This window comes from Duganella sp. 1411 (genome assembly GCF_017833525.1).
Classification (GTDB): Bacteria; Pseudomonadota; Gammaproteobacteria; order Burkholderiales; family Burkholderiaceae_D; genus Rugamonas.
Genome location: NZ_JAFICD010000008.1, coordinates 243,974 through 266,914, shown reverse-complemented (window position 1 = coordinate 266,914; position 22,941 = coordinate 243,974). Strand labels below are relative to the sequence as shown.

The following is a 22,941-nucleotide window of genomic DNA, read 5'->3' as shown; positions in this document are numbered from 1 at the left end:
CGTTATGGTTGGCGCAGGGCTGCGACGTCGGCGCGGGTCAGCATCCGCGCTTCGAGCACGCGCACGCCGGGTTCGCTGGCGACGGTGGCGCGCCAGACGCACACCACGGATGTCTTTTTGGCCGGGTTGTTGGCGTCCGCAGCAGTGTCGATGATCAGCGTGTCGAGCTTGGCGGCTAGTTCGCCGATGCGCCCATCCTCAAATCGGACCAGCACAAACGGCAAGTGGCCTGGCAGGGAGAAAGACAGGCAGGTGTTGCCCGATGCGTCCTTCACCGCGCCAGCGCCGGCGGGACACAAGTTGGCCAGCGTGACGCTCTCGTCTCCGATCAAATGGGGCGTCACTTGCTGGTCGGCGGGCGCGCCGTTCCAGTACGCGAAGTCGAAGTCGGCCGGCAGGTTGGGGTGGCGTTGTTCCACCCATTGCTGGTCGTATGTGCCCGCCAGCCCGATACGTGGCCGCCAGGCGCGCCCCACCACGCCCAAGCCCTGCGGTGTGGATGAGGCGGCAAAGCGCGCGATGGGCTGGCTGGATGTTTCAATTTGCGCTGCCGGCATGCGCCGGGTGTTGGTCGCGTGCAGATACCAGTTCTCGGCGAAGCCGCGACCGACTGGATTTTGATCGCAGGCGCTGTGCGCGATGGCCTCCTGCGGATCGTTCGGATTGACGTCGCCGGTTTGCGGCACGCGACCGGGCAAGCGGTGTTTTCCGTCGACCCGTTTGGCCGCTTGATCCGTGACGAGAACCTTGTTTTCGCCGCCGTACGCGTATTCGTAGCGCAGCGGCAGCGTCGCAATGGGTTGCGGCGCCGTCAGCCTCCATGGTGCAAGCGTGAACATGCTGAGCGCCCGCGTCAACGGATGGCGCTTGCGCCACTCGCGCGCGCCCCTGATCATCAGTACTTTGCGCAGGATGGGGGAGCCTTCCACGGCGTCGGACGGCGCGTCATTTATCTTGAGCATGACGGCAAATTGCGCGCTGGCTTGGCCGTTCGGCGCATGGGCGTCGGCAATTACGATCACATCCGTGTGGGGCTTGTAGGGCGCCAGGTCGGACTCCTGCTTGACGCTGGAGCGGTTTAATTCGCCGTGGTATTCATCGGTCGTCACCAGTGGCGTTTGCACGGGCGCCAGGGTCAGCGTACCGTCGTCCCGCACGTCGAACGTCAGCCGCATGACTGCGGTATGGAACCGCTGGTCGTGCTGGTCGAGGGCGTCGAAGGCCATCGCGGGGAAGGGTGTCAGGTTGCGGAATTCCATGGTTATGCCGTGCTCATGGCTGCATTTCTTCAAATGCGATGATGGCATGGTTCGGAAACCGTTTGCTGAGCTGGCCAGCCCAACTTGCCGCTCGGTTGCGCGGGGTCAAAGGCGCAGCCTTGGCTGGTTCTTAAGAGGAACCAGGATCGCCTCTGGATTCGGGAAGTAAAACAGCGAGTCAAAAAACTCGCTGTTTTGTAAGGAAAATCTTGGTCGGCCTGAGGATTCGAACTTCAGGCCTATGTATCCCGAAGGCAGCGCGCTGCCGGGCCGAGCGACATCCCGACTCCAGCGTACGGATCGCCGTTGGCGCGCGGGTCGCCGCCACGCTGGCCGCGTTGCGGCAGCGCCGCTTCACGGCGTCGGTGTCGGTCCATTACTACTTCGTCACCGAGCGCGGCGAACAGGGCGACAAAAATAGCAGGACTCAGCGCAGGTTGACGGCTGCAAGGGCGCCGGACGCGTCCAGGACATATAACACGCCGCTTGCCGAAATGGCCAAACTGCCACCCATCGGATAAGTCCAGACGACCTTCTGCGTTACGAGATCGATGGCCTGGGTGCTGGAATCCGAGCTGACGAAGGCAAGGTTGCGTGTCACGATGACGTTGGTGTAAGAACCTCCTTCCAGAAGGGAGACGGTCCACAGCAGGTTTCCGGTTGCCGGAGCGCGTGCCTCAAGCGACCGGCCGCTCGCGCCGAGCGCATAGATGGTGCCGTTGCCATAGGCCGGAGTGCCAGTGGAGCTGCCGCTCAGGATCCACGAGCGCTTGTGGCCATTGAGGTCGAACGCCGTCAGGCTACCGCCGCCGACGATCGCTTGCTGTGTGTCGGTCAAGACGACTGCGCTGGAAACAAAGTATGTGCTGTACGGGTAAGGGTCGCCGATTGAGTAAGCCAGGTTGCCGTTGGCTGCGTCGAATACCTGGAGCGTATTGTCTGGCGTACTGTATGCGTAGACGAAACGCCCATCCGTGCTCGGGCTCCAGCCTTCATAGGCGGTCGCCGGACCACGCCAAATGAACTTGCCTTCAGCGTCACCATACTTGGAGATGCCACCGTAGTAGCCATCGATGGTATACACGTCCGTGCCCAGTACCGTAGGTGCGGAATAGCTTGGCCATTGAGAACTCATGCTTTCTTGCCTGATCAGCCGGCCGCTGACCTGGTCATATACCCATAAGAACGTATCCGAGTGGCCAGTCGATGTGAGATACACGCGGCCATTCGCTGCAGCTGGCGGATTAAGCTGGCTCAAGGTTCCAAGGTCGACCTTCCATGCCTGTTCGCCCCGGTCTTCTGAAATAGCGTACAACTCCGCCCGGCCGCTTGCGGTGCGGCGCACGAAAAATGCGCGCCCATTGTCGATGGCGGCGGAGGTGTAATTACCGGTGTAACTGCTTTGGCTTGCCACTTTCCAACGGCGCGAAAACACAGCCGGATCGAAGCTAGCCGCCACATAACCCGTGTGAGCTGCATTGCCCTGATAAGTCGACCAGGCGCCCAAGCCGTCGACTGCCTTGAGCGAAGTCAGGTTGGTCGGCGACAGGACTTTTATCGACAACGGCACGATCCACGGGGAGCCGGCGACCGGCTGCTTGCAAATCCGCACGTCATCCTGACACAGGCGCAGCTCCAGGTTGCTACTATGGGTGCCGATCGCAAGCGCGTTGCTGGTTGCCGTCGACAATTCGAATACATAACGCCCGTCTGACGCAAACGTCTGCTGGCTGGGGGCGGCGATTGTTATGCTGGATGGATCAAACACCCCGATATTGACGACCTGAGACATCAACTCCTTGTTAAGTTGAGCCTCAATGGAAAAACGGGCCGACTCGTCCGGATAAGTCGTTACGCTCGCGCTGGGCGACGCAAGGGTGAGGCGCGTTTTCGCGTCCGCTGCAGACTTTACCTGGACCTTCAGAGGAAGGTGCCACGGCGAGCCTGGGAGTGGCTTGGCGCAGATGGTCGGCGTGTCTTCACACAAGCGGACTTCAAGCATGGTGGAATGTTCGCCGGTAGTCAGGGCGCTGGAGGTGCGCAGGGTCGCGCGATATTCCGTTGACGATATCGCCGATATCTCCACATCGGTCGATATCACACCGGTAGTATCAATGACTGCAACATTGAATGGTGCGGTAAAAGTGCGGCTAGCCTTTGCGGTCAATACCACGTTTGCGCTTTCGCCCTGATACTGCGTCGTGCTGGGTGTGCCCGGATCGAAGGTGAGCCAATTTCCGGCCGGGTTGTTTTGCGGGGCAGCCGAGCCACCGGAACCACCACCACAAGCCGCCAGGCTTAATGCGAATACGCCGGCAATCAGGCCGGTAAATCGTGTTTTCATGAAAATACATACAGAAAGTTGTCAATGTTGCACATTGTACAGGTTGCTTGATTTCACTGGAAGTTTTCTTTGGTCATTGCGCCAGCGGGAAGGACAGGAGAGGTTGCAGCCCACGCCGCTGGAGGACTACTTGGACGGTTCGCGCGGTCGATGTGTTTGTCGGGGAACTCGAAGCCCGCCATCTGTTTGACACCCTCGACGTGATCCAGCGATGGGTAGCGCGCTCTAATGGGAGGCTAAATCAGGGAAACGCAGATGCTGACCCATGTCTACTACGCAGGATACTGCAGTGCTGTACACAGGCCGCGATATTTGAATAAACCCGATGTCTAAAGGGTTTAGTGGTCGGGGTGAGAGGATTCGAACCTCCGGCCTCTGCGTCCCGAACGCAGCGCTCTACCGGGCTGAGCCACACCCCGACTCGATGACGTTATTACACCAGATTTTTATGCCGGTATCAACTGGCCGGACGTGCCGCCACAGACTTCCCCGGCGCAGCGTCATCGGCCATGCGGTTTAGATGGATTTAACGCCGGTGGCATTGTGTATGTGGCTGGCCGTGGCCAGCCGCGCCGCCGACGCCGATCGGCCATGGCTGATCAGCGACACCGCCACCACCGCGATCACCGCCGGGATCGCGATCGCCATGAAGTTCTGCTCCAGCGGCAGCGCCATGCCGACCAGCGTGCCGATCGCGATCGGCGCCAGGATCGCCCCACTGCGGCCGACGCCGGAGGCCCAGCCGATGCCGGTCGAGCGGATCGCCATCGGGTAGAACTGTCCGGCGTACGCATACGTGACGATCTGCGTGCCGATGGTCGAGGCGCCGGCCAGCCCCACCAATATAAACAGCGCCGCCGTCGGTACCTTGTAGCCGAGCAGCGTGATCGACACCGCCGCCAGCGCGTACATGCCGATCAGTACATATTTGATGTGGAAGCGGTCCGCCAGCCAGCCGCCGCCGACCGCGCCGATCACCGCGCCGAAGTTGAGCACCAGCACGAACGTCAGCGCCGAGCCGAGGCTGTAGCCGGCGCCGGCCATCAGCTTGGTCAGCCACGAGCTGAGCGCGTACACCATGAACAGGCACATGAAGAAAGCCACCCAGAACATCACCGTGCTGAAGCCGCGTCCCTCCTGGAACAGCTTGCCGATCGGCGCGCCGCCGGCCTGGTCTTTGACGGGCAGCGCGAAGCGGTCGCCAGCGTCGGCGCGGTAGCCCGGCTCCATGCGCGCGACGATGGCCTTGAGCTCGTCCAGGCGCTGTTCGCGGATCAGGAAGGGCATCGATTCGGGCAGGCTGTTGAGGATGAAGGGGATCAGCAGCACCGGCACTCCGGCCGCCAGGAACACCGACGACCAGCCGTAGCTTTCGATCAGCCCCTTGCCCACCAGGGCGGCCAGCATGCCGCCGATCGCGTAGCCGCTGAACATCAGCGTGACCATCGTCGCGCGGATTTTCCTGGGCGAGTATTCGGTCATCTGCGCCACCACGTTGGGCATCACGCCGCCGATGCCCAGGCCGGCCAGGAAGCGCATCGCGCTGAACGTGTACGGGTCGCTGGTGAGGCCGGCCGCCGCCGTGAACACGCTGAACAGGGCGATGCAGATGGCGATGGCCTTGCGGCGGCCGATGCGGTCGGCGACGGTGCCGAGGAAGATGGCGCCGAACATCATGCCGAACAGCGCGGCGCTGACCATGAAGCCGGCGTTTTGCGCCGTCACGCCCATGTCCTTCATGATCGAGGGCAGGGCGATGCCGGCCACCGCCAGGTCGTAGCCGTCGCAGATGATGATCAACGCGCACCACAACAACACGCTCCGGTGGAAGCGGTTGAAGGTGGCGTCGTCGGATAGTTTGTGGACGTCGATGTGTCGCATGCTGGTTGTCTCTTTCTCTGTTATCACGTTGTTATGGTGACTTCAGATTAGACAGCCTGTCGTTACGCGTCCAACACCGATTGAGTATCCGCGTGATACCTCAAAGGTATTCCATAGCTGAACGATCGGGTTAGCGCCCCGCGTCGACCTTCAGATAGGCCTGCAGCGCGGCCACCACCATCGCGTGGTCCTCCTCGCCGGGCAGGCCGCTGACGGTGATGGTGCCGATGCGGCCGACGCCCTTGAGCACCAGCGGGAACGAGCCGCCCTGCGCGGCGAACTCGCGCGGGTCCAGCCCGGGCATGGCGTCGACGTTGCCGCCGCTGTTCTTGACTTCGTTATGCGTGTAGAACGAGCTGTGGCCGGTGCGGTTCACCAGATTGCTCTTGCGCCGTATCCAGTCGGCGTTGTCGGCCGTGGTGCCGCGCATGCCGTGGAAGAACAGCATGGTGCCGTCGCGGGTGACGTTGACGCCCACCGACTTGCCTTTGGCGCGCGCCAGTTCGACCACCTGCAGGCCCAGCGCCAGCGCGGTGTCGTTGTCGAAGCTGTCGAACTGCAGCAGTTGCTCCTGGCGTGCCAGCGTGGCGAGGTCGACTTTGCGATCGCCGCCCTCGGCGTGGACGGCGTTGATGCCGCCCATCAGGACGAGAAGGGCGAAGCGGGCCGAGGTGCGGGCGCGTCGAAAGCGCGGCCGGGTGAAAATTTCCACTGTGTCTCCGTTCTATGGTTTTTGATGGATAGTTGGTTGTGAAACCGATTTCATCCTACATTTTGCCGCGTGGAAGTCAATTAAATTTGTGGATGGATTCCAACGTTGTTGAATTTGGCAGGTTTCTTGCTTGTTAAAAATAACAAGATGGTTAATATATAAAAATGCATCATTCTGGGGCGCGTCCCCGCCGACTGGAGAAGCTCAGGCATGAAAATCACCCGCAAAATAATGTGCAGTTCCGTCGCCGCCGCGCTGGCCGTGCTGGCCGCTCCGGCGGGCGCGCAGCAGCAACAGCAACAGCAGTTCAAGCCGAGCGACGAAATCGAAGTCGTCACCGTCACTGCGCAAAAGCGCAAGGAAGATCCGGCCAAGGTGGCGATGAGTATCTCGGCCGTCACCGGCAAGCAGCTGCAGGAGGAGCACATCCGCGACATCACCGACCTGACGCGCGTGGTGCCGAACATCTCCTTCACCGCCGCCAGCGGCAACGGCGGCGCCGGGCCGGGCACGTCCAACATCGAGATTCGCGGCATCAGCTCGACGGCCGGCGCGGCGACGGTGGGCGTCTACCTGGGCGACACGCCGGTCACCGTCGGCAACGTCTACACGATGGGTAACGTCGAGCCGAGGTTCTTCGACATCGACCGCGTGGAGGTGCTGCGCGGCCCGCAGGTGACCTTGTATGGCGCCAGTTCGATGGGCGGCACCATCAAGTTCGTGCCGAACGAGCCGGATCTGAAGGAGCGCGAGTTCACCACCTACACCGAGTATTCCCACACCAAGGACGGCAGCCCGAGCTACTCCGCCAACGTGGTCGCCAACATCCCGCTGATCGCCGACGAACTGGCGCTGCGCATCGGCGTGCAGGCGCAGCACACGGGCGGCTTTATCAACCAGGTGGACGGCGAGGGCGCCGTGCTGGCCAAGGACATCAACAAGATCAGCGACCAGGAACTGCGCATGGCGCTGAAGTGGAAGCCGACCCGCACGTTGACCGTCACGCCGTCTATTTATTACCAGCGGCTGGACGCGAAGGACATCTCCGCCTTCAATCTCGAGCTGCCGAACTACCAGGCGCAAAAGCAGGTGCGCGAGCCGTCCATCGACAAGCTGTTCACGCCCAGCCTGACCGTCAACTGGGACCTGGGCGCGGTCGATCTGACGTCGGCCACCAGCTACTTCTCGCGCAAGTTCGACCGCACGCAAAACGGCTCGGCCTACAACAGCTATTCGCTATCGACCTTCCTGACGTCGACCGCCGACGGCGGCAAGGCGCCGCCGGAATTGATCGACGCGATCGCGGCGTTGCCGTCCGCCGTGTACCTGAATAACCAGGTGCGCCAGGTGTCGCAGGAGTTCCGCCTCGCCTCGCGCCCGTACGACGCGGCGGTGTCGCCGTGGACCTGGCTGGCCGGCACGTACTTCTCGCGCCAGCACACCAACATCGCCGAGAACGATCCGATCTTCGGCGTGACAGACACCTTCAAGCAGTTCGGTTTCGATATCTACGATCCGGACCTGCTGCCCGATGTGCGTCCCGGCTCCTTCCCGAACGATAACTCGTTCGCCGGCGCCTTCCACTACCTGGAGAAGCAGTCGTCGGTGTTCGGCGAGGTCAATTACTACTTCTCGCCGGCGCTGCACGCCACGGTGGGCGCGCGCTACCTGCGCGCCAGCTCCAATCTGGAACAGCGCAACGGCAACTACCTGGCCGGCGCCGGCAACAACAGCGGCGCCAGTTTGAAGTCGCACGCGTTCACGCCGAAGTACGCGGTGACGTGGGAAGTCGATCCGCGCAACACGCTGTACGCCAGCGTCTCGAAGGGCTTCCGCCTTGGCGGCTCGAATATCTTCGTGCCGCCGACCACCTGCGGCCCGGACCTGGAGTTGAACGGCCTGACCGAGGGACCGCCCAACTACTCGGCGGACAGCCTGTGGAATTATGAGGTGGGCAGCAAGTCGCGCTTCCTCAACAACCGGCTGACGGTCAACGCCGACGTCTTCTACATCAAGTGGAAGAACATCCAGCAGGGCGTGTATTTGCCGACCTGCGCGTACACCTACAACGCCAACGCCGGCGACGCCACCAGCAAGGGCTTCGAGTTCGACATCAAGGCCAAGCCGATCGCCGGCCTGACCTTGAGCGCCTCGGGCGGCTATGTCAAGGCGGAGCTGTCGAACGACCAGGGCATCCAGAACGGCGTGGTGGGCGCGGTGTCGGGGGCGCAAATCCAGGGCGTGCCGAAATATAACGCGGCGCTCAACGCGCGCTACAACTTCGCGCTGGGCGAGCGCAGCGCGTTTGTCATGGGCGGCGTGCAGTGGGTCGGATCGAGCAAGGGATCGCTCAATCCGGAATCGACCGATTACGATCGTCCGGCGTATCACACGGCCGATTTCAGCGCCGGCATGGGCTTCGACCGCTACAACGTGACCGTGTTCGTCAAGAACGCGTTCGACAACGACACGGTGATCCAGCATCCGCAGGTGGCCTCGATCGTGCAGGGCTACCGGCTGATGCCGCGCGCCATCGGCGTCAGTCTGGCGGCGAAGTTTTAAGCGATAATGCCGCCTTTGAGTTTAGTTCAAGGGCAGCATCATGAGCGTCACGATTTATCACAACACCGCTTGCGGCACTTCGCGCAAAACGCTGGAGGCGATCCGCGCCGCCGGCATCGAGCCGGAGATCATCGACTACGTCAAGAATCCGCCGTCGCGCGCGGCGCTGAAGGCGATGATCGCCAAAGCCGGCCTGACGGCGCGCCAGGCCATGCGCGACAAGGGCGATTTGTATGTGGAGCTGGGGCTGGCCGACGCCTCGCTGTCGGACGACGCGCTGCTCGACGCGATGGTCGCGCATCCGATCCTGATCAACCGCCCGTTCGTGGTGACGGAGAAGGGCGTGCGGTTGTGCCGGCCGTCGGAGCTGGTGCAGGACCTGCTCTAAATTTCGACGTGGGGACACGTAGGGCGGATTAGCGTAGCGTAATCCGCCAATGCGTGCTCCGTCGGCGGCTCATAGATGGCGGATTACGGCGTTCCGCCTAATCCGCCCTACGTGTTTTAGATGATTTCAGCGCCGCCGGTCTTGGCGGCGCTTGGTTTTAATGCGTGCGGTTGACCGAGAAGTCGGCCAGCTGCAGCAGCGATTCCTTGTAGACGCTGTCGGGCAGATCGGCGATCGCTTCGGCGGCGCGTTGCGCGGCCGTCTCCGCTTGCTGGCGCGTGTAGTCCAGCGCGCCGCTGCTGGTGATGGCCGCCAGGATCGTGTCGAAGTGCTGCTCGTCGCCCTGCTCGATGCAGCTGCGCACCAGCTCGCGCTGCTCCGGCGTGCCATTCTCCATCAGGTAGATCAGCGGCAAGGTCGGCTTGCCTTCGCGCAGGTCGTCGCCGACGTTTTTGCCGATCTCGGCGGCGTCGCCAGCGTAGTCGAGCACGTCGTCGATCAGCTGGAAGGCGGTGCCCAGCGAGCGGCCGTATTCGCCGGCGGCGGCGATTTGCGCGTCGGTGGCGCCGGCGATCAACGCGCCCAGCTCGGCCGCCGCTTCGAACAGCTTGGCCGTCTTCGAGCGGATCACCTGCAGATAGCGCTCCTGGCTGACGTCCGGATCGTGCATGTTGAGCAACTGCAACACCTCGCCCTCGGCGATGACGTTGGTGGCGTCCGACAGGATCTGCATGACGCGCATGTTGTTGAGGCCGACCATCATCTGGAACGAGCGCGAGTACAGGAAGTCGCCCACCAGCACCGAGGCGGCGTTGCCGAACAGCGCGTTGGCGGTGGCGCGGCCGCGGCGCAGCGACGATTCGTCGACGACGTCGTCGTGCAGCAAGGTGGCGGTGTGGATGAATTCGACCACCGCCGCCAGCTCGTGGTGTCCGCTGCCCTTGTAGGAATAGGCGTTCGCCACCAGCAGCACCAGGACCGGGCGGATGCGTTTACCGCCGGCGCTGATGATGTACTCAGCGATCTGATTGACGAGGCTGACCTCGGAATGCAGCTTGCGGCGGATCACCGAGTTGACCGCGTCCATGTCGGCGGCGATCGAGTGGGCGATATTGTTTTGTGTTGCGGTGTTGGTGGCGGCAGACAAGACGAACCTGTGCGGTGGACTATTGGTGCCGAGATTATACGACATGCCCCCGCCCATAGGGGCGCCACCCCCTGTTTATGACAACTCCTTTTGTTAATCGGATAACGAAGCGGGTAAGCTCGGCCGCCATGCGGCCGGTCGACATACCACGCCGCCGGCCGTTTGTGAATAGTTTTTGACGCCCATTGGCATCCCATGTATAATCAGCGGTTCCCCGATCTCCATGCATGTGGTTGCGCTGGCGGCGGCGGGAATTTTCTTAACATTTGATGAGGTTTCAAATCATGTACGCGGTCATAAAAACCGGTGGCAAACAATACAAAGTTGTCGCTGGCGAAAAACTTAAAGTAGAACAGATACCGGCAGACATTGGTTCCGAACTCACCATCGATCAGGTCCTCGCCGTTGGCGAAGGCGAAAGCATCAAATTTGGTGCTCCCCTGGTTGAGGGTGCAAAGGTACTGGTTACTGTTGTGGCACACGGTCGTCACGATAAAGTGAAGATTTTCAAGATGCGTCGTCGTAAGCACTACCAGAAGCATCAAGGCCATCGCCAAAATTACACCGAAATCCAAATCGTATCGATCAACGGTTAATTCCGTTTGCCCGAGAATTAGTATCCAAGGAGTCTTAAATGGCACACAAAAAAGGCGGCGGCACAACGCGAAATGGTCGTGACTCAGAGTCAAAACGTCTGGGCGTAAAAGTCTACGGCGGTCAATCGATCAATGCTGGCGGCATCATCATTCGTCAACGCGGCACCCCGGTGCGCGCTGGTGAAGGTGTTGGCATGGGCAAAGACCACACCCTGTTCGCTCTGGTGGACGGCAAGGTCAAGTTCGTTGTCAAGGGCGAAGGCTCGAAGCAGTTCGTTACCGTAGTTCCAGCGTAAATCACGCTCACGGCCAGGCGCCCCGCGCCCGGCCGTCCCCTTGTAAGGCGCGAGCCTTCAATCGAAAGGCTCTGCCCACGGTAGAGCCTTTTTAGTTTTATGGCGGTACATCATGAAGTTTATCGACGAAGCAAAAATTGAAGTGATCGGTGGTGACGGCGGCAATGGTTGTGCCTCGTTTTGCCGTGAAAAATTCCGCCCGTTCGGCGGCCCTGACGGCGGCGACGGCGGCAAGGGTGGCTCGATCTGGGCCGTAGCGGACCGTAACATCAACACCTTGGTCGATTTCCGCTTCTCCAAGATGCACCGCGGCAAAGACGGCGAGGCCGGCCGTGGCGCCGATTGCTACGGCAAGGGCGCGGACGACATCCACCTGCGCATGCCGGTCGGCACGTTGATCATCGACGACGCCTCCGGCGAAATCCTGGCCGATCTGACCGAACACGGCCAGATGGAACTGCTGGCCAAGGGCGGCGAGGGCGGTTGGGGCAACATCCACTTCAAGACCTCGACCAACCGCGCGCCGCGTCAAAAGACCGAGGGCAAGGAAGGCGAACGCCGCGAAATCCGCCTGGAACTGAAGGTGCTGGCCGACGTCGGCCTGCTGGGCATGCCGAACGCCGGCAAGTCGACCTTTATTTCGGCCGTGTCGAACGCGCGCCCGAAGATCGCCGACTACCCGTTCACCACCCTGCACCCGAACCTGGGCGTGGTCCGCGTCTCGCACGAGAAGAGCTTTGTGATCGCCGACATTCCCGGCTTGATCGAAGGCGCTTCCGAGGGCGCCGGCCTGGGTCACCAGTTCCTGCGCCACCTGCAGCGCACCGGCCTGCTGCTGCACATCGTCGACCTGGCGCCGTTCGAGACCAACGTCGATCCGGTCAAGGAAGCCAAGGCCCTGGTCAACGAGCTGAAAAAGTACGACGAGTCGCTGGTCGACAAGCCGCGCTGGCTGGTGCTCAACAAGCTCGATATGGTGCCGGAAGAAGACCGCAAGAAAACCGTCAAGGATTTCGTCAAGAAGTTCGGCTGGAAGGGGCCCGTGTTCGAGATCTCCGCGCTGAGCCACGACGGCACCCAGGAGCTGGTCAACGCGATCCAGATGCACCTCGAAGAGAAGCGCCATTCCGAACAACGTTCGGAAGAAACGCAGATGACGGAGGAGGCGCGCGGCATTTCGTCGATCGATCCGGACGATCCCCGTTTCAAAATTCTCGATTAAGCTCGACTAGTCCTCGATAAAAATCCGCATCACCGGCATAATCAGCTATTCGCTGGTTATGCTTTCCACAACAGCGCCGTCCCGCACCCCGGGGCGGGCGTCTGCAGCGGCAAGAACGGGTCATCCGCCCGGCCATTCACAGCACACAGCAATGTACCTCCTGGCTCGCGCCGGGGATCCGGACCCGCGTCCGCACGATAGGACTGTTAAGAGACTGCCGCACCCATGAATTCCGTCATACAAAAAGCCACACGCATCATCATCAAGGTTGGATCTTCCCTGGTCACCAACGACGGCCGCGGCCTCGATCACGCCGCCATCGCGCGCTGGGCCGCGCAGATCGCCGGCCTGCGGGCCATGGGCAAGGAAGTGGTGCTGGTCAGCTCCGGCGCCATCGCCGAGGGCATGCTGCGCCTGGGCTTCGAACAGCGCCCCACCGATATCCACGAACTGCAGGCCTGCGCCGCCGTCGGCCAGATGGGGCTCGCGCAGATCTACGAGACCAGCTTCCGTGCGCACCAGCTGCGCACCGCGCAAGTGCTGCTCACGCACGCCGACCTGGCCGACCGCGAACGCTATCTGAACGCCCGCTCGACGCTGACCACCTTGCTGCGCCTGGGCGTGGTCCCGATCATCAACGAGAACGACACGGTGGTCACCGACGAGATCAAATTCGGCGACAACGACACGCTGGGCGCGCTGGTGGCCAACCTGATCGAGGCCGACGCGCTGATCATCCTGACCGACCAGCATGGGCTGTACAGCGCCGATCCGCGCAAGGACCCGGCGGCGGTGCTGATCCAGCAAGGCCGCGCGGGCGACCTGGCGCTGGAGGCGATGGCCGGCGGCGCGGGCAGCAGCCTCGGTCGCGGCGGCATGCTGACCAAGATCCTGGCCGCCAAGCGGGCCGCCAAGTCGGGCGCGCACACGGTGATCGCCTATGGCCGCGAGGACAAGGTGCTGGAGCGTCTGGCCGGCGGCGAGGCGATCGGCACCGAGCTGGCGGCGCAGACCGGGCATCTGACGGCGCGCAAGCAATGGATGGCCGACCATCTGCACACGGCGGGGCGGGTGGTGCTCGACGCCGGCGCGGTGCAAAAGCTGACCGGCGAGGGCAAGTCGCTGCTGCCGATCGGCGTGGTGGAGGTGAAAGGGGAGTTCGGGCGCGGCGCGGTGATCACTTGCGTGAACGAGAGCGGTTTGCCGGTGGCGCGCGGGCTCTCCAATTACACCAGCGCCGAGACGCGCCGCATCATGCGCAAGCCGTCGAGCGAGATCGAGGCGATCCTGGGCTTCGTCGAGGGACGCGAGCTGATTCACCGCGATAACCTGGTATTGGTGTGACGGCCGGTGGGCCCGGCTGATTGATTGCCTGTTGCATTTCGGCTATCATGGCGGCTCTGTCCGGCAACCGCCCATCAAAAAGTATTCCCCATGAGTTCAATTCCATTACCGCAGGCCACTGCCAGTGTGGCGCTGCGGTCCGGCGGGACGCGCTTGCCGCGTGCCCTGTTTGTTCTGCTTGTTTTCGTCATCAGCATCGTGCCGGCCATCCTCAGCTATGCGCCGCTGTCTGCCCGTCTGGAGCAGGCCTTTCCGGAGCTGGCGTCGCGTTATTCGCCGCTGATGGAAATGCGCCCGCTGGCGCCCTGGCCGACCGGCTGGGAGGGACGCTGGTTCGACTTCGACAAGAACTACCGCCGCTTCGAAAACGGGTTTTCCGATCATCTGGGGCTGCGCAGCCTGATGGTGCGCACCAAAAACGAGATCGACTTCCGCCTGTTCGGCTCCTCGCGCCGCGTGTATTTCGGTAAGCAGGGCGAGCTGTATGGCCGTTCCATTTCGGACATCGAACTGCCGGCGACGGAAAATTTCCTGGCCAACCCGGCCTCCGCCGACGCCGTCTATAACGGCATGGCGCGGCTGTCGGCGCAATTGCGGGCGCAGGGCACCACCATGGTGCTGGTCACGCCCGTGTCGAAGCAATATTTCACGCAGGACCGGATTCCATTCTTCCTGCCGCGCCTGAAGATGGAATCGAACTTCATGAAGCTGTACCGGCGCTTCGAGCGCACGCCCGAGTTCAATTTCGTCGATGTCTACGGCATCCTCAAGCAATCGCAGGACAAGTTCCAGATTTTTTACCACAACGATTTCCACTGGACCGACCTGTCGGCCATGCAGGTGGCGGCCGACGTCACCAACCGCATCGCGCGCATGGAGAAGTCGAGCGCCGTGTGGGGGCACCGGATGGAGGTCCACGAGGCGCCGTTCTTCGGCTCGGAGGCGCGCTTCGCCGCCCGGCTCGACGCGGTGGAGTCGGAACCATCGCCGCAACTGACCAAGACCTGGCAGGATGTGCACCGCGTCACCGAGATGAACGCCAAGCAAACCGGCTATGAGTTCATCACCGACACGGTGGCGGAGCGCGGCCTGCTGCCGGCCACCTGCATGTTCGGCAACAGTTTCGGCGACGGCATGGTGCGCGCCGGCCTGGCCGATCACTTCGAGCAGTTCGTCAAACTCGATCGTGCCGTGCAGTTGCAACGGCTGCCTGAGCTGACCAAGGGGCGTTGCAAATACCTGATCGTGCAGGTGCTCGACAATGAAGCGGGCGCTTGGCTGAGTCTGTCTAAATAATCCCTATCACTGGAGTGTCATGGTCTTTTCGTCACCGGGATTTCTGTTCCTGTTCTTCCCCTGTTTTTACGCGCTGTATTTTTTGCTGCCCAAGACCTGGCGCAACGGCTTTATCCTGCTGGCCAGCCTGGGCTTCTACCTGCTGGGGGCCGGCGCACTGACCATCGTCGCGCTGGTGCTGTTGGCGGCCAACTTTGTGCTGGCCGGCGTCATCGGCAAGCTGCGCCGGCGCGAGGCCGACCGGCCGCGCGCGCGGCTGGTCATGGCGCTGGCGCTGGTGCTCAACCTGACGCCGTTGATCGCCTACAAGTACCTCGGCTTCCTGGCGCAACTGCTGGCCGACCTCACCGGCGTGGCCATGCTCGGCCATGTGGCCAAGCTGGGCCTGGTGCTGCCGCTCGGCATCTCGTTCTACGTGTTCCACTTCCTGTCCTACCAAGCCGACGTCTACGCGCGCCGCATCGCGCCCGAGCGCAGCCTGCACAAGTTCGCCATCTACATTTTCCTGTTCCCGCACCTGATCGCCGGTCCGGTGGTGCGCTTCGCCGAGGTCAAGGAGCAGCTCGACATCAAGCGGCGCGAACTGGTCGGCAGCGACGTGTTCTGGGGGCTCAACCTGTTCATCATCGGCCTGGCGAAAAAGCTGCTGATCGCCGATCCGCTGGGCGCCGTGGTCGACATCACGCACCGCCCGGATTTCGCGCTGACGACCTACTCGGCGTGGCTGGCGGCGTTCTGTTATTCGTTCCAGATCTATTTCGATTTTTCCGGCTACACCGACATGGCCATCGGCATGGCGCGGATGATGGGCTTCCGCTTCCCGCGCAATTTCAACCGGCCTTACGCGGCCGATAGCGTCACCGAGTTCTGGCAGCGCTGGCACATGACGCTGTCGCGGTTTTTCCGCGACTACGTGTACATCCCGCTGGGCGGCAACCGCGGCTCGACCTTCAGCACCTACCGCAACCTGTTCATCGTCTTCGGCCTGTGCGCGCTGTGGCACGGCGCCGCCTACACCTTCCTGGTGTGGGGCATCGGCCACGGCGTGCTGATCGCGCTTGAGCGCGCCGGTGTGCTCGACAGCGCGAAGTGGCGCCTCGGCAGCCTGCCGGTGTTTCTGTTCGCCACCGTGTTGTGGGTGCCGTTCCGCGCCGACAGCATGGAGCAGAGCGGCAAGCTGCTGCGCGTGATGTTCGGCCGCGAGCCGTCCGCGCCGCTGTGGACTCACGCCAACGTGATGCTGGCCGATCCGAAGGTGATTTTCCTGCTGGCGCTGTCAACGCTGATCTGCTTGGCCGGCGACCGTGTGTTCCTGCGTTTGCGCAACATGAGCTTCCGCCGGCCGAAGCTGGTCGGCGCCTACAGCCTGGTGCTGTATGTGGTGTCCTGCCTGGCGGTGGTGGAGGGCGGCTTCAACCCCTTCATCTACTTCCAGTTCTGATCAGAGGCCGTCCGGCATCGGGGTCTTTTGACGGTAGTCGCACAAGTCCTGCTGGATGCAGTTCCAGCACTCCGGCTTGCGCGCCTTGCAGGTGTAGCGCCCGTGCAGGATCAGCCAGTGGTGGGCGTCCTGCAAAAACTCCTTCGGCACGAAGCGCAGCAGCTTGTGCTCGACGATATCGACGTTCTTGCCCGGCGCCAGGCCGGTGCGGTTGGAGACGCGGAAGATATGCGTGTCCACCGCCATCGTCGGCTCGCCGAACGCGGTGTTCATCACCACGTTGGCGGTCTTGCGGCCCACGCCGGGCAGCGCCTCCAGCGATTCGCGGTCATGCGGCACCTCGCCGCCGTGCTGTTCCAGCAGGATTTTGCAGGTGGCGATGACGTTCTTGGCCTTGGTCTTGTACAGCCCTATCGTCTGGATATACGACTTCAACTCCTCCTCGCCCAATTCCAGGATCTGCGCCGGCGTGTTCGCCACCGGGTACAGCTTGCGCGTGGCCTTGTTGACGCCGACGTCGGTGGCCTGCGCCGACAGCAGCACGGCGATCAACAGTTCAAATGGCGTGGTGTATTCAAGTTCGGTCTTGGGACTGGGATTGGCGGCGCGGAAGCGCTCGAACATTTCTTGGCGTTTGGCTGGATTCATTCAGGCGGATTTCCATCTGCTGGCTTGGCGTCGGCGGCCGCGCGCGCGGCTTCCTCTTTCTTGATGCGGGCGCGCTCCATCGCGGCGGCGATGATGGCGCGCTTGCGTTCCTTCTCGGCGGCGTCGGCGTCGGTGGCCGGGTCGAGCGCCTCCACCGCCGCCATCTTGGCGTTGGCCTTGGCGGCCAGGCGTGCGTCGTTTTCCTCTTTCTCGCGCTTGAGGCGCAGGGTGCGGAAGTCGTGCCGCGCGCGCGCGGCGTCGGCGTCGGCCTGGCTCCACGCGGTCCAGCCGGTGGCCTCGGTGACCGGATACATGACGATGCAGTCGACCGGGCACGGATGGACGCACAGGTCACAGCCGGTGCACAGGTCCGGCACGACGGTGTGCATCAACTTGGCCGCGCCGACGATGGCGTCCACCGGGCAGGCCTGGATGCACAAGGTGCAGCCGATGCACAGCGCTTCGTCGATGTAGGCGACCGCGCGCGGGCGTTCCAGGCCGTTGACGGGATTGAGCGGGATGACCTTGCGGCCGGTGACGGCCGACAGCCGGACGATGCCCTCGGCGCCGCCGGGCGGGCATTGGTTGATGTCGGCCGCGCCGGCGGCGATCGCCTCGGCGTACGGCCGGCAGCCGTCGTAGCCGCATTTGGTGCATTGCGTCTGCGGCAGGACGTCTTCGATGCGGTCGGCGAGTGTTTTGTTGGTGGGCACGGCGGTGACTGGCGTGGAGCGATAAAGCGTCATTATCCGATATCCGCGCCGGCCGGGCCGAAAAAACCTGAAAAACCCTAGCGCGGACGCTGTTTCGGCGACCAGATCGGGCGCACCGTCTGCCGCGTGAGCTCCTCCGCGTGCAGGCTCAGCGCCGGTTTGATCAGATCGCTGCGGCTGACGATGCCGATCAGGCGGCGGCTGGCGGCGTCGTCGACCACCGGCAGCCGCTCGAGCTGGTGCACGGCCAGCCGCGTGGCCAGCGCGCGGCAGGTCTCGTCGGCCAGCGCGAAGATCGGCAGGTTGACGCCGAACAGGTCGCCGGCCAAGACGGCGCCCTCGCGCGCGTTGGCGATGGCCGCGCGGTCGAGCATGCCGAGCAGGGCGCCGTCGCGCGTGACGGGGAAGGCGCGGTGGCGCTGGTCCGCGCCGAAGTGGCTGTCGAGCACCTCGGCGATGGTCTGGCGCGCGTCGATGCTGGCCGGCGCCGGCGTCATCACCTCGGCCACGCTGTGGCGCTCCATCGGATCGACGCCGTACTCGCGGTAGATGTGGTGGCCGCGGCGGGCGATCTTCTCGGTCAGGATCGAGCGGTGCATGGTGATCACCGTGAAGCCGTAGGCGACGGTGGCCGTGGCCAGCACCGGCAGCAGGGCGTTGACGTCGTGCGTCAGCTCGAAGGCGAACACCACCGCCATGACCGGCGCGCGCATCATGCCGCCCAGGGTGGCGGCCATGAACACCAGCGGCCAGACGGCCGGCTCGCCGCCGGGCAGGTAGGGGCCGACCAGCGCGCCCAGGCCGGCGCCGAGCATCAACAAGGGCGCGAGCACGCCGCCGGAGGTGCCCGAGCCGAGCGCCAGCAGCCAGATCACGGCCTTGACGATCAACAGGCTGGCGATGACGCCGGCGGCCAGGTGGTTGTTGAGCAGATCGGCGATGACGTCGTAGCCGACGCCGAGCGCGCGCGGCTGCAGGTAGCCGCCGATGCCGACCGCCAGGCCGCCCAGCGCCGGCCACCACATCCAGTGCAGCGGCAGCTTGTGGAAGCCGTCCTCGACGCGGTACAGCGCGGTCGACAGCAGCCACGCCAGCGCGCCGCACAGCACGCCGCCGATCAGGCACGACACCAGCGCCGACGGCGGCAGCACCGCCGTATGCAGCGGGAACAGCGGGCCGCTCTCGATCAGCAGCGGACGCAGGAAGCCGGCCACGGCGCAGGCGACGGCGACCGGCGCCAGGCTGCGCGGGCGCAGCTCGAACAGCAGCAGCTCGACGGCCAGCAGCAGCGCGGCGATCGGCGTGCCGAACACCGCCGTCATGCCGGCCACGGCGCCGGCCACCAGCAAGGTCTTGCGCTCGGCGCCGCTCAGGTGGAAGTGCTGGGCCAGCAGCGAGCCGACCGCGCCGCCGGTCATGATGATCGGGCCCTCGGCGCCGAACGGGCCGCCGCTGCCGATGGCGATGCCGGAGGCGAGCGGCTTGAGCAGGGCGACCTTGGGCGACATCGTGCTGTTCTTGAACAGGATGGCCTCGATCGCCTCCGGGATGCCGTGGCCGCGGATTTGCTCGGCGCCGTAGCGCGCGATCAGGCCGATGACCAGGCCGCCGGCGACCGGCACCGCGATCACCCACGCGCCCAACGTGTTGGCGGCCGGCGAGATGAAAGTGGTCGACAGCGTCTGGAAGAAGAACAGGTTGGTGAAGAAGCGGATCGCGTGCAGCAGCAGGTCGGCGGTGAGCGTGCTGAGCGCGCCGACGACGGCGGCCAGCGCGCCGATCATCAGCAGCCTGGCGCTGCCGTCGAAGTCGCGGCGGCTGTCGTAAAGGTGGTTATTCATGGTGGTCGCGGAGGAGTTTGGGGATGGTGAAGATGCCGTCGAGCGAGAGCAATTCGGCGCGGTGCAGTTCGGCCAGTTGGGCCAGCATGGCCTCGCCGGGCGGCAGCAGATGGACTTCGACGCGGCGGCGGTCGACGTCGCTGACCTGGCGCGCGACCAGGCCGGCCGCCTCGCAGCGGGTGACCAGCGCCACCACGCCGTGCGGCTTGGCCTGCAGGCGCTCGGCCAGTTCGCCGACGGTGGCCCAATCGCGGCCGGGGAAGCCCTTAATGTGCAACAACAGCAAGTATTGCAGCGGCGTGATGCCCCGGGCCTGGACGGCATCCTCGGAAAAGCGCTCGAAGCGCCGCATCTGATAGCGGAACTCGGACAGCGCGGCGAAGTCGTCCTTGGCGAGCGGAGGCAGGGAACGGGATGGCATGAGGTCGGCAAAAAACGGAAAACGAGAATATATCACAAGATGATATATTTCCTGCGTACTCCAGGGTCAGGTCCACCATTTCTACACGAGCTGGACAGTACGGGCGTGTTTTCGCCCTTTACGGTCGGGGTTGTGTAGAAATGGTGGACCTGACCCCGGAGTTGGGGCAAAAAAAATCCCTGCCGGGGCAGGGATCTTGTCGGGGAGTGCTGATCAACCGTGTTTTTGGATGAACTCGGTGATCTTCGGGCAGATCATTTCGCGCCAGCGGCGCCCGGAGAAGATGCCGTAGTGGCCGGCGCCAGGGGCGACGTAGTCCTGCTGCATCTCGGCCGGGATGCCGGTGCACAGGTCGTGCGCCGCCTGCGTCTGGCCGGCGCCGGAAATGTCGTCCAGCTCGCCCTCGACAGTGAACAGCGCCACCGTCGTGATGTCCTGTGGGCGCACCAGCTTGCCGCCGACCTTCCACGTGCCCATCGGCAGCGCGAAGTCCTGGAACACCGTCTTGATCGTGTCCAGATAGTATTCGGCCGGCATGTCCAGCACGGCGTTGTACTCGTCGTAGAACTTGCGGTGGCTCTCGGCCGGCTCGTCGTCGCCTTCGACCAGGTGCATGTAGAACTCGCGGTGGCTTTGCGCGTGCCGGCCCGGATTCATCGCGACGAAGCCGGCGTGCTGCAGGAAGCCCGGATACACCTTGCGCCCGAAGCCCGGATAGTTGGGCGGCACCGCGTAGATGACGGTGTTTTCAAACCACGAGAACTTCTTTTCGGTGGCCAGGTTGTTGACCGCCGTCGGCGAGCGCCGCGGGTCGATCGGGCCGCCCATCATCGTCATCGTCTTCGGCAGCTTGGGGTCTTGCTCGGTGGCCATCAGCGCGATGGCCGCCAGCACCGGCACCGTCGGCTGGCACACGGAGATCACGTGCAGGTCCGGTCCCAGCAGGCGGATGAAGTCCTGCACATAATAAATGTAGTCGTCCAGGTGGAACGGCCCCTCCGACAGCGGCACCATGCGCGCGTCGGTCCAGTCGGTGATGTAGACGTCGTGGTCGACCAGCAGCCCGCGCACGGTGTCGCGCAGCAAGGTCGAGTGGTGGCCCGACAGCGGCGCCACCAGCAGCACGGTCGGCTGGCCCAGCGCCTTGACGCGCTGCTCGTCCAGGTCCTTCCTGAAGTGGATCAGCCGGCAAAAGGCCTTGTTGACCACCACTTGTTCGATGATGCCGATCGTCTCGCCATCGATGACCGTGGCGTCGATCTCGAACGCCGGCTTTTCGTAGTCCTTGCCCAGCCGGTACATCAACTCGTAACCGGCGGCGATCCGTTGCGAAAACGGCGTGTGCGCCAGCGGCGAGACCGGATTGGTCAGGATCTTGGACGTCGCGTCCGCCCATTGCATCAGGGGCGAAAGGAGTGTGCGTTGCATTTCGTGCAGTTGGTAGAGCATAGGTCTTCCCGGTCAAAGCATGGTGCGGTGCACCAATACATCACATCATAAGCCAATTATAGAGTATTTGTTTGTGGCGCCAAGCATTTCTAGATACCGCTGAGAAAGCGCCGCTACCCCACACAATACGCCATTGGTCAGATAATAGTACCGCCGAGTCCATAAAAAAAGCAGCGTTTCCGCTGCTTTTATGTAGGACACGCTCCTACGCCCCACCTCGCCGTTGTTTCCACGGCAGTCAATCGCTTAATCGAAGACCGGGGTCTCCACGCCGAGCACCTTGTGCAGCTTCGGCGACGTGGTGGTGTACTGCATGTGAATCTTCTTGTCCGGGAAGATATACGGCGCGGCGCCGAACGCGGCCAGCGCGGCCTCGTGGAAGCCCGACAGGATCAGCTTTTTCTTGCCCGGATAGGTGTTGATGTCGCCCACCGCGAAGATGCCCGGGACGTTGGTCTCGAACTTCTCGGTGTTTTGCACCTTTAATTGGCGGCGCTCGATGTCCAGGCCCCATTCGGCGATCGGGCCCAGCTTCGGCGACAGGCCGAAGAACACCAGCAGCATGTCCAGCGGCACGCGGCGGGTGACGCCGTCGGCGCCGGTGACCTTGAGCTCGCTCAATTTGTTGTCTTTCGACTCGAAACCGGTGGCTTGGCCAATGATGAGCTGCATCTCGTAGTCGTCGCACAAGGCTTTCATCTTGGCGACCGAGGCCGGGGCGGCGCGGAAATCTTCGCGGCGGTGCAGCAAAACGACCGATTCGGCCTTGCCGACGAAATTCAGCGCCCAGTCCAGCGCGGAGTCGCCGCCGCCGCAGATGATCAGGTTCTTGCCTTCGAAGATGGCCGGGTCCTTGACCTTGTAGTGCAGCTGCGAGCCTTCGAACACTTCGATGCCGTCGACCTTGAGCGTGCGCGCCTGGAATGAGCCGACGCCGGCGGCGATGAAGATGGTCTTGGTGGTGAAGCGGGTGCCGACGCTGGTTTCAACGTCGAAACGGCCGTCGTCGCGGCGCTCGACCTTGGTCACTTCCTGGCCCAGGTGGAAGGTCGGCTCGAACGGCTCGATCTGCTTGAGCAGGTTGTCGGTCAATTCCTGGCCGGTGCACGACGGCACAGCCGGGATGTCGTAGATCGGCTTGTCCGGATACAGTTCCACGCACTGTCCGCCCACCGCGCCCAGCGAATCGATGACGTGGGCTTTGATTTCCAGCAGGCCCAGTTCGAAGACCTGGAACAGGCCGACCGGACCGGCGCCGATGATGACGGCATCGGCTTCGATGACGCCTGGGGAAGTGACAGTGCTATTCATACGTATATTCCTGTGATTTCAATGGTGGTTGGGCGGACACGAGCCTGTGCGGCGCTCAACGTGGCGCTCG

The 22,941-nt window shown here is 63.3% G+C and carries 19 protein-coding genes and 1 tRNA gene; 8 read left to right on the top strand and 12 right to left on the bottom strand.

Annotated elements, in window-relative coordinates; translation table 11 throughout:
* Positions 1–2: 2 nt before the first annotated feature.
* The 5 genes from JOD97_RS29210 to JOD97_RS29190 all read right to left on the bottom strand — a co-directional run bounded on the left by JOD97_RS29210 (position 3) and on the right by JOD97_RS29190 (position 6,196).
* Positions 3–1,259, bottom strand: a complete 1,257-nt coding sequence (locus JOD97_RS29210; protein ID WP_209726292.1) for a DUF2169 domain-containing protein — start codon at positions 1,257–1,259, stop codon at positions 3–5.
* Positions 1,260–1,686: 427 nt separating this feature from the next.
* Positions 1,687–3,603 carry a PQQ-binding-like beta-propeller repeat protein gene (locus JOD97_RS29205; RefSeq protein WP_209726290.1) on the bottom strand — a complete coding sequence of 639 codons (1,917 nt, stop codon included), beginning with the start codon at positions 3,601–3,603 and terminating at the stop codon, positions 1,687–1,689.
* Positions 3,604–3,945: 342 nt separating this feature from the next.
* Positions 3,946–4,022 (bottom strand) — tRNA-Pro (locus tag JOD97_RS29200).
* Between the two features lie 97 nt (positions 4,023–4,119).
* Positions 4,120–5,484: an MFS transporter gene (locus tag JOD97_RS29195; protein WP_209726288.1), complete on the bottom strand. Its 1,365-nt coding sequence runs from the start codon at positions 5,482–5,484 to the stop codon at positions 4,120–4,122.
* A 130-nt stretch (positions 5,485–5,614) separates the two neighbouring features.
* Positions 5,615–6,196 carry a heme-degrading domain-containing protein gene (locus tag JOD97_RS29190; RefSeq protein WP_373999961.1) on the bottom strand — a complete coding sequence of 194 codons (582 nt, stop codon included), beginning with the start codon at positions 6,194–6,196 and terminating at the stop codon, positions 5,615–5,617.
* Positions 6,197–6,406: 210 nt separating this feature from the next.
* Here JOD97_RS29190 and JOD97_RS29185 point away from each other — a divergent pair, with 210 nt between their 5' ends.
* Together JOD97_RS29185 and arsC are read left to right on the top strand one after the other, a co-directional pair.
* A complete protein-coding gene (locus tag JOD97_RS29185; RefSeq protein WP_229264804.1) occupies positions 6,407–8,758 on the top strand; it encodes a TonB-dependent receptor in 2,352 nt (783 codons plus the stop codon).
* A gap of 40 nt (positions 8,759–8,798) precedes the next feature.
* Positions 8,799–9,146: an arsenate reductase (glutaredoxin) gene (arsC, locus tag JOD97_RS29180; RefSeq protein ID WP_209726286.1), complete on the top strand. Its 348-nt coding sequence runs from the start codon at positions 8,799–8,801 to the stop codon at positions 9,144–9,146.
* Between the two features lie 157 nt (positions 9,147–9,303).
* Here arsC and ispB read toward each other — a convergent pair whose 3' ends face one another.
* On the bottom strand, positions 9,304–10,293 hold the full coding sequence (ispB, locus tag JOD97_RS29175) for an octaprenyl diphosphate synthase (RefSeq protein ID WP_209726332.1): 990 nt from the start codon (positions 10,291–10,293) through the stop codon (positions 9,304–9,306).
* 284 nt (positions 10,294–10,577) lie between these two features.
* On the opposite strand from ispB, the gene rplU reads away from it, so the two are divergent.
* The 6 genes from rplU to JOD97_RS29145 all read left to right on the top strand — a co-directional run bounded on the left by rplU (position 10,578) and on the right by JOD97_RS29145 (position 16,488).
* On the top strand, positions 10,578–10,889 hold the full coding sequence (gene rplU / locus JOD97_RS29170) for a 50S ribosomal protein L21 (RefSeq protein WP_008445658.1): 312 nt from the start codon (positions 10,578–10,580) through the stop codon (positions 10,887–10,889).
* 38 nt (positions 10,890–10,927) lie between these two features.
* On the top strand, positions 10,928–11,185 hold the full coding sequence (gene rpmA, locus JOD97_RS29165) for a 50S ribosomal protein L27 (protein ID WP_008445659.1): 258 nt from the start codon (positions 10,928–10,930) through the stop codon (positions 11,183–11,185).
* Positions 11,186–11,297: 112 nt separating this feature from the next.
* Positions 11,298–12,407 carry a GTPase ObgE gene (gene obgE / locus JOD97_RS29160; RefSeq protein ID WP_090316161.1) on the top strand — a complete coding sequence of 370 codons (1,110 nt, stop codon included), beginning with the start codon at positions 11,298–11,300 and terminating at the stop codon, positions 12,405–12,407.
* A gap of 225 nt (positions 12,408–12,632) precedes the next feature.
* Positions 12,633–13,751 (top strand): glutamate 5-kinase, encoded by a 1,119-nt coding sequence (proB, locus tag JOD97_RS29155; protein ID WP_209726284.1) that lies wholly within the window; start codon positions 12,633–12,635, stop codon positions 13,749–13,751.
* A 90-nt stretch (positions 13,752–13,841) separates the two neighbouring features.
* Complete coding sequence (locus JOD97_RS29150; RefSeq protein ID WP_209726281.1) at positions 13,842–15,047, top strand: hypothetical protein; 1,206 nt, start codon at positions 13,842–13,844, stop codon at positions 15,045–15,047.
* Between the two features lie 19 nt (positions 15,048–15,066).
* Positions 15,067–16,488 carry an MBOAT family protein gene (locus JOD97_RS29145; protein ID WP_209726279.1) on the top strand — a complete coding sequence of 474 codons (1,422 nt, stop codon included), beginning with the start codon at positions 15,067–15,069 and terminating at the stop codon, positions 16,486–16,488.
* Here the strand turns inward: JOD97_RS29145 and nth are convergent, their stop codons facing one another.
* The 6 genes from nth to JOD97_RS29115 form a co-directional block, all read right to left on the bottom strand.
* Positions 16,489–17,136 (bottom strand): endonuclease III, encoded by a 648-nt coding sequence (gene nth / locus JOD97_RS29140; protein ID WP_209726277.1) that lies wholly within the window; start codon positions 17,134–17,136, stop codon positions 16,489–16,491.
* A complete protein-coding gene (rsxB, locus tag JOD97_RS29135; RefSeq protein WP_209726275.1) occupies positions 17,133–17,882 on the bottom strand; it encodes an electron transport complex subunit RsxB in 750 nt (249 codons plus the stop codon). Before rsxB ends, nth begins: the two co-directional genes overlap by 4 nt.
* A gap of 44 nt (positions 17,883–17,926) precedes the next feature.
* Positions 17,927–19,690, bottom strand: coding sequence for a chloride channel protein (locus JOD97_RS29130; RefSeq protein WP_209726273.1), 1,764 nt, complete (start codon positions 19,688–19,690; stop codon positions 17,927–17,929).
* Positions 19,683–20,111 (bottom strand): MarR family winged helix-turn-helix transcriptional regulator, encoded by a 429-nt coding sequence (locus JOD97_RS29125; RefSeq protein ID WP_209726271.1) that lies wholly within the window; start codon positions 20,109–20,111, stop codon positions 19,683–19,685. The genes JOD97_RS29130 and JOD97_RS29125 overlap by 8 nt, the downstream gene beginning before the upstream one ends.
* Positions 20,112–20,324: 213 nt before the next feature.
* Positions 20,325–21,560 carry a polyhydroxyalkanoate depolymerase gene (locus JOD97_RS29120; protein ID WP_209726268.1) on the bottom strand — a complete coding sequence of 412 codons (1,236 nt, stop codon included), beginning with the start codon at positions 21,558–21,560 and terminating at the stop codon, positions 20,325–20,327.
* Positions 21,561–21,806: 246 nt separating this feature from the next.
* Positions 21,807–22,871 (bottom strand): NAD(P)/FAD-dependent oxidoreductase, encoded by a 1,065-nt coding sequence (locus JOD97_RS29115; RefSeq protein ID WP_209726266.1) that lies wholly within the window; start codon positions 22,869–22,871, stop codon positions 21,807–21,809.
* Positions 22,872–22,941: the final 70 nt, after the last annotated feature.